Consider the following 6,276-nt stretch of genomic DNA (forward strand, 5'->3'; position numbering starts at 1 on the left):
TGTTTGCTGACTTCTGATTCATAAGCTACACTTAACTTATTATAGCAGAGGTGAAATAATATGATGATCTTACAAGTTAATCAGCTGTCCAAATCATTTGGTGCTGATACTATTTTAAACAATATAAAGCTGGAAGTCAGAAATCGTGATCGCATCGCCATTGTAGGTAGAAATGGTGCGGGAAAATCTACGTTGCTTAAAATTATCGCAGGCCAGCTATCATACGAAAAGGGCGAAGTCATTAAACCGAAAGATATTACAATGGGATATCTCGCCCAGCATACGGGCTTGGATTCTAAGCTTACCATAAAAGAAGAGCTGCTGACTGTTTTTGACCACTTAAAAGCAATGGAAAAGGAAATGCGGGCTATGGAAGAAAAAATGGCGGCAGCTGATCCCGATGAATTGGAAAGCATCATGAAAACCTATGACCGGCTTCAGCAGGATTTCAAAGATAAAGGCGGCTATCAATATGAAGCGGATGTCAGATCTGTGCTGCATGGCCTCGGCTTCAGCCATTTTGACGATTCTACACAGGTGCAAAGCCTCAGCGGAGGCCAGAAAACAAGACTGGCCCTAGGCAAGCTTCTGTTAACACAGCCTGATTTGCTCATTCTTGATGAGCCGACAAACCATCTCGATATTGATACACTAACCTGGCTTGAACATTATTTGCAGGGCTATTCAGGCGCCATTCTCATCGTTTCTCATGACCGCTACTTTTTGGACAAAGTGGTAAACCAAGTATACGAGGTATCTAGAGCGGAAAGTAAAAAGTATCACGGCAACTACAGCGCTTATCTCGACCAAAAAGCCGTGCAATATGAAAAAGATCTTAAAGTGTATGAAAAGCAGCAGGATGAAATCGCAAAGCTCCAGGACTTCGTAGACCGAAATCTGGCAAGAGCCTCTACCACAAAAAGAGCGCAAAGCCGCCGAAAGCAGCTTGACCGAATGGAAGTCAAGGCAAAACCGCTCGGCGATGAAAAATCCGCAAACTTTCATTTTGATATTACAAAACAGAGCGGAAACGAAGTCCTGCGTGTTCAAGATCTCACAATCAGCTATGAAAACCAGCCGCCGCTTTTAAAAGAAGTGTCTTTCATGCTCACAAGAGGAGAAAGCGCCGCGCTTGTCGGCCCAAACGGGATCGGTAAATCGACATTGCTGAAAACATTAATGGACACCCTGAAGCCAGATCAAGGAACGATCTCATACGGCTCGAATGTCAGTGTCGGCTACTATGATCAGGAGCAGGCTGAGCTGACTTCCTCCAAACGTGTCCTTGATGAGCTGTGGGATGAGTACCCCGGGCTTCCGGAAAAAGAAATCAGAACTTGTCTCGGGAACTTCTTGTTTTCCGGAGATGATGTATTGAAACCCGTGCATTCACTGAGCGGGGGTGAAAAAGCAAGAGTGGCCCTTGCTAAGCTGATGCTTCAAAAAGCGAATTTTCTCATCCTTGATGAACCGACAAACCATCTGGACTTAGATAGCAAAGAAGTTCTCGAAAACGCGCTGATTGATTATCCAGGCACATTGTTATTTGTCTCACATGACAGGTATTTTATTAACAGAATCGCCACAAGAGTCTTGGAGCTATCTTCAAACCATATAGAAGAATATCTGGGCGATTACGATTATTATACGGAGAAAAAAACAGAACAGCTTGAACTGGAGAAAATGAATCAGCAAGAGGAAACAGAAAAAACGCCCGCCACGGTAAAGTCTGACTCCAAACGTTCCTACGAAGAAGAAAAAGAATGGAAAAAGAAAGAACGCCAACGGCTCCGGCGGATTGAAGAAATTGAAACCACTGTTCAAACCATTGAAGAAAACATCAGCCGCAATGATGAATTGCTTTGTGACCCGGAAGTCTTTAAAGATCACGAAAAGGTACAAGACATCCATGCAGAAAACGAGAAACTCAATCAGGAGCTGGAGATTCTTTTATCCGAATGGGAAGAACTATCCACAGAAGAAGCTTAAAAAAAGTCAAGCACCTCTTTTTTGAGGTGCTTTTTATCCACAGAAAATAACCTTTTAGGCAAACAAAGTAAGCGCTTTATACACATTATCCACAAAATATTCTGAATTTATCCACTTTATTAACAGTGTCTTCAGCCCTTTATCCATCTATATCTCCATAATTACTCACAGACATGTGGATAAATTGAGAATTATCTGTTAATAAAAGATAAAAAGCCTCACGCCATTATATCGTGAGACTTTGATAAGAAGTCAATTCAAGGCCAGGCTGGCCATTCATATCATATGAACCGCGAATCCCCTTCTCAAAAGCAATGGTACCAGCCGCAGCAATCATCGCAGCATTATCCGTACACAACGCTAACGGAGGAATGACAAGCGCAATACCTTCATGCTGTGCAAATTCCTTTTCTAGTGCTGCTCTGAGTCCTCTGTTTGCAGCTACTCCACCAGCTAAAAGGACCTGTTTAACACCATATTCCTTTGCCGCACGCACCGTTTTCGTCACCAAGACATCAATTACGCTATTTTGGAAACTGGCAGACAAATCTTCCGGAGCAATCTCCTGTCCTTTTTGAGACGCATTATGAAGCGTATTAATCACGGCAGACTTCAACCCGCTGAAGCTGAAATTGTAAGAGCCTTCTTCAAGCCATGCCCGAGGAAGCGGAATATTGCCATTCCCTTTTTCAGCAAGCTTATCAATTTGCGGTCCGCCCGGATACGGCAGTCCCATTGTTCGCGCCACCTTGTCATAAGCTTCACCCGCTGCATCATCGAGCGTTTCCCCAATGACTTCAAATGATCCGTGTTCCTTCATATAGACCAATTCCGTATGGCCCCCTGAAACGACCAATGCCAATGCCGGAAACACGATCTCTTCTACAAGACGATTCGCGTATATATGACCGGCTATATGATGGATGCCAATTAACGGAATGTTATGCGCAAAGCTCAATGCTTTAGCAGCGTTCACTCCGATAAGAAGCGCTCCCACCAATCCCGGACCTTCAGTTACTGCAATCGCGTCAATATCACTATACGTCATGTCAGCTTTACGAAAAGCCTCTTCTATGACCAAAGTAATCTGCTCAACATGATGTCTTGAAGCAATTTCCGGAACAACGCCTCCAAAGCGCTTATGGCTTTCAATTTGAGAGGCCACTACGTTCGAAATGATTTCTTTACCGTTTTTCACAATTGCTGCCGCCGTTTCATCACAGCTTGTTTCAATTCCTAATACGTAAGTCTCTTTTTGCTCACTCATTTATCGTCACCCACATAATTAACGCATCTTCCCCGTTATCAGTATAATAGTTCTTTCTTATTCCGCCGGGCTGCATCCCGAACTTTTTATATAAACCTTGAGCAGGATGATTAGAAACCCTCACTTCAAGCGAAAGCCGCCTTGCGTCTTTTTCTTTGCACAGTTCCATCGCTGAGCGAAAAAGCGTTTCTCCTAAAGACTGGCCGCGATACTCCGGTTTGATCGCGATATTCGTAATTTGCGCATCGTCCATCACAATCCAAATCCCGCAATACCCAGCAACATGGCCGTTCTTTTCAATCACGAGATAATGAGCATACGGATTTTCCATCAGCTCATGGTAAAACGAATCCTTTGTCCACGGAGACGTAAAGGAGGATGTTTCGATTTCGTATACGTGATCAATATCATCATGCCGCATGTTTCTAACCGCTGCTTTTGTTTTCATCCTATCACCCTACTTTTGACTTTCAATCCATTTCGCTTCAGCTTCCGCCAGCCGCAAGTATTCCGGGACAAGGCCGTGAACATCAGCTGCTTCTTTTTCCGCCCCTAGAAAACCCAATTCTGAAGGACGCGGGTTATGCTGAGCAGCAGCTCCAATGATTCCTTTTGGTCCAAGCACATCCTCTATCATCTGCTTGTGAATGGAAGTATCATGACCTAAAAACAAAACAGGGCGTTCTTTTTCTTTTAGCATCTCCAGCCAATCGGCCAGCATCACATTTTGATCAGGAACAACTTGAACCAAAAGCCCGTTTTTGTATTCATACAGACCTGTATACACCTGTCCACGTCTGGCATCAAAGATAGGGCTGATCAGCCCGTCAAAATGCCGTCCATTTGCCGCAAGCGCCTCAAGGCTTGATACAGCAGTAATCGGAATGTGTAAAGACCAGGCAAGCGTTTTTGCGAGCGTCACGCCAATCCTGACTCCTGTGTATGAACCAGGTCCTTTCGCAACCACAATTTTAGAAAGATCCTGCGGTGTCATCTCACAATCCTTCAGTAATGAATGAACAGCAGGCATCGCTCTTACAGAGTGGTTCTTTTTCAAATATGTAATGTGTTCTGCTATGACGGTGTCTTCTCGAAGCAGCGCAATGCCCAACGTATAATTTGATGTATCAATTGCTAATATTGTCATGTCCACTTATCTCCTCACAAAGCATTTCATACCGATTCCCGTCAGCAGTAAAGGTAATTTCCCGCTCATCATCGCCTGCTCTTTTAATGACAATCTGCAGTCGCTCCTTCGGAAGCTGCTCTTCAATTAAATGAGCCCATTCAACGAGGCAGACACCTTGTCCGTGAAAATATTCGTCAAGTCCCAAATCCTCACTTTCATCTTCCATTCTATACACATCCATATGATAAAGAGGAAGTGTGCCATCGTTATATTCTTTTATAATTGTAAAAGTCGGACTGTTTACAACACGTGTAATTCCAAGTCCTTCCGCAAAACCTTTCGTAAAAGTCGTTTTTCCGGCCCCTAAATCGCCCTCTAATGTCAGGACGTCTCCCGGTTTAGCAAACGATGCCGTCAGCTTAGCAATCGCTTTTGTATCTTCAGGATTTACAGTTCTCCACTTTAATTGCTTCACACGAGTCACCCGTCTTATTTAAAATGATTATATCCTTTTTTTTCTATGATCTTTGATGTTTTATCTGTTTTTAGGATCACGTTGGATTCAGTTTTTTCTCTGACATGACCAATCTTTGTAATGGGCAGTTGACGTGTTTCGCACTCTTGCTTCAACACTTCCCATTCCTCCTTTGAAACCGTCCCTGTCAGCTCAAAATCCTCACCGCCAAACAAAGCCCACTCTTTCCAGTTATGATGGAGCTTAGGCAAGTCAGAATGGACTGGCAGCATGCTTTCATCGATTTCAATTGAAACACAGCTGGCTTCCGCAATCTCATTTAATTCACTTGCTAATCCGTCACTAATATCATTTAAAGCTGCCCGCTGAACATTCGAGCATAATCTGCCGATGCTTACTCTCGGCTGAGGCCGTTTATGCCTGTTGATAAAGTAATCCGCTTCAATAGCTGAGTTTTGGGGATCAATCTCTTCTAACAATAAAGAAAGTCCAGCTGCAGAAGAACCGATTTCACCGGTTACAAACACAATATCATTCGGTCTTGCCAAGCTGCGCAAACAAGCCTGTCCCTTTTCAACTTCCCCGATTACAGTGACTGTGACAACTAATTTGTCAGAGGTAGAGACTGTATCGCCGCCAATCAAATCCATATGATATAGTTTCGCCAGTTCATTCATACCTTCATACATCGCCTTAATTTCCGATTCCGTCCATTTTGAAGGTACTGCAAGTGATACCAAATAAAATTTCGGAATGCCTCCCATTGCGGCAATATCACTTATATTAACGGCTAATGCCTTATACCCGATATCTTTAGGTGAGGAATAGTGTAATTTGAAATGCACGTCTTCTACCATAGTATCAACACAAACAATTTCCTGAACGCCATGTTTCGCAGTGTAGAGCGCTGCATCATCACCAATTCCTACATCAACGGAAGAATGGTGAATGGTCCGCGGAGTAATGCTATGTATCAAATCAAATTCATCCATGAACCAAAGCCCCCCTTTCAACCTGCTTAGCCTATATGTACTCTTCCTAGTGTATCGAATTTTGCTGTAATATCCAAGATGTTGCCGATATAAAAGAAAGCTTGGCTATGACACCAAGCAGAAGCTACAGTAAAAGAAAACACAAAAAAAACGAAAACATGATCGTTTCGTTTAATAAAAAATGGCGGTCCGGACGGGACTCGAACCCGCGACCTCCTGCGTGACAGGCAGGCATTCTAACCAACTGAACTACCGGACCATATTTGTATAGGATTATTTAGTTGCACCCTTCGGGCACTCCTTATTTCATCCATATATTTTGGTTGCGGGGGCAGGATTTGAACCTGCGACCTTCGGGTTATGAGCCCGACGAGCTACCGAACTGCTCCACCCCGCGATGATAATAATTTAATTTAAGTTACAA

At 43.5% G+C, this 6,276-nt stretch carries 6 protein-coding genes and 2 tRNA genes; 1 reads left to right on the top strand and 7 read right to left on the bottom strand.

What is annotated here, in order from left to right:
- The first annotated feature begins 60 nt into the window (after window positions 1-60).
- A complete protein-coding gene (locus V6D44_RS16780; RefSeq protein ID WP_087991308.1) occupies window positions 61-1,989 on the top strand; it encodes an ABC-F family ATP-binding cassette domain-containing protein in 1,929 nt (642 codons plus the stop codon).
- A 226-nt stretch (window positions 1,990-2,215) separates the two neighbouring features.
- Here V6D44_RS16780 and tsaD read toward each other — a convergent pair whose 3' ends face one another.
- The 7 genes from tsaD to V6D44_RS16815 all read right to left on the bottom strand — a co-directional run bounded on the left by tsaD (window position 2,216) and on the right by V6D44_RS16815 (window position 6,249).
- Window positions 2,216-3,256, bottom strand: a complete 1,041-nt coding sequence (tsaD, locus tag V6D44_RS16785) for a tRNA (adenosine(37)-N6)-threonylcarbamoyltransferase complex transferase subunit TsaD (protein ID WP_202328401.1) — start codon at window positions 3,254-3,256, stop codon at window positions 2,216-2,218.
- On the bottom strand, window positions 3,249-3,704 hold the full coding sequence (gene rimI, locus V6D44_RS16790) for a ribosomal protein S18-alanine N-acetyltransferase (RefSeq protein WP_087991306.1): 456 nt from the start codon (window positions 3,702-3,704) through the stop codon (window positions 3,249-3,251). The genes tsaD and rimI overlap by 8 nt, the downstream gene beginning before the upstream one ends.
- Before the next feature lie 9 nt (window positions 3,705-3,713).
- Window positions 3,714-4,403: a tRNA (adenosine(37)-N6)-threonylcarbamoyltransferase complex dimerization subunit type 1 TsaB gene (gene tsaB / locus V6D44_RS16795; protein WP_202328402.1), complete on the bottom strand. Its 690-nt coding sequence runs from the start codon at window positions 4,401-4,403 to the stop codon at window positions 3,714-3,716.
- Complete coding sequence (gene tsaE / locus V6D44_RS16800) at window positions 4,384-4,860, bottom strand: tRNA (adenosine(37)-N6)-threonylcarbamoyltransferase complex ATPase subunit type 1 TsaE (RefSeq protein ID WP_202328403.1); 477 nt, start codon at window positions 4,858-4,860, stop codon at window positions 4,384-4,386. The genes tsaB and tsaE overlap by 20 nt, the downstream gene beginning before the upstream one ends.
- 14 nt (window positions 4,861-4,874) lie before the next feature.
- On the bottom strand, window positions 4,875-5,852 hold the full coding sequence (gene thiL, locus V6D44_RS16805) for a thiamine-phosphate kinase (RefSeq protein ID WP_087991303.1): 978 nt from the start codon (window positions 5,850-5,852) through the stop codon (window positions 4,875-4,877).
- A 182-nt stretch (window positions 5,853-6,034) separates the two neighbouring features.
- Window positions 6,035-6,111, bottom strand: a tRNA-Asp gene (locus V6D44_RS16810).
- 61 nt (window positions 6,112-6,172) lie between these two features.
- Window positions 6,173-6,249: transfer RNA gene (locus V6D44_RS16815), tRNA-Met, on the bottom strand.
- Between the last annotated feature and the right edge of the window lie 27 nt (window positions 6,250-6,276).

The organism is Bacillus sp. 0209A (assembly GCF_036765095.1).
Lineage (GTDB): Bacteria > Bacillota > Bacilli > Bacillales > Bacillaceae > Bacillus > Bacillus subtilis_G.

Coding starts and splice junctions, on each gene's coding strand:
- tsaB (WP_202328402.1), bottom strand. CDS start 4,403: ATGACAATATTAGCAATTGATACATCAAATTATACGTTGGGCATTGCG.
- rimI (WP_087991306.1), bottom strand. CDS start 3,704: ATGAAAACAAAAGCAGCGGTTAGAAACATGCGGCATGATGATATTGAT.
- tsaD (WP_202328401.1), bottom strand. CDS start 3,256: ATGAGTGAGCAAAAAGAGACTTACGTATTAGGAATTGAAACAAGCTGT.
- V6D44_RS16780 (WP_087991308.1), top strand. CDS start 61: ATGATGATCTTACAAGTTAATCAGCTGTCCAAATCATTTGGTGCTGAT.
- thiL (WP_087991303.1), bottom strand. CDS start 5,852: ATGGATGAATTTGATTTGATACATAGCATTACTCCGCGGACCATTCAC.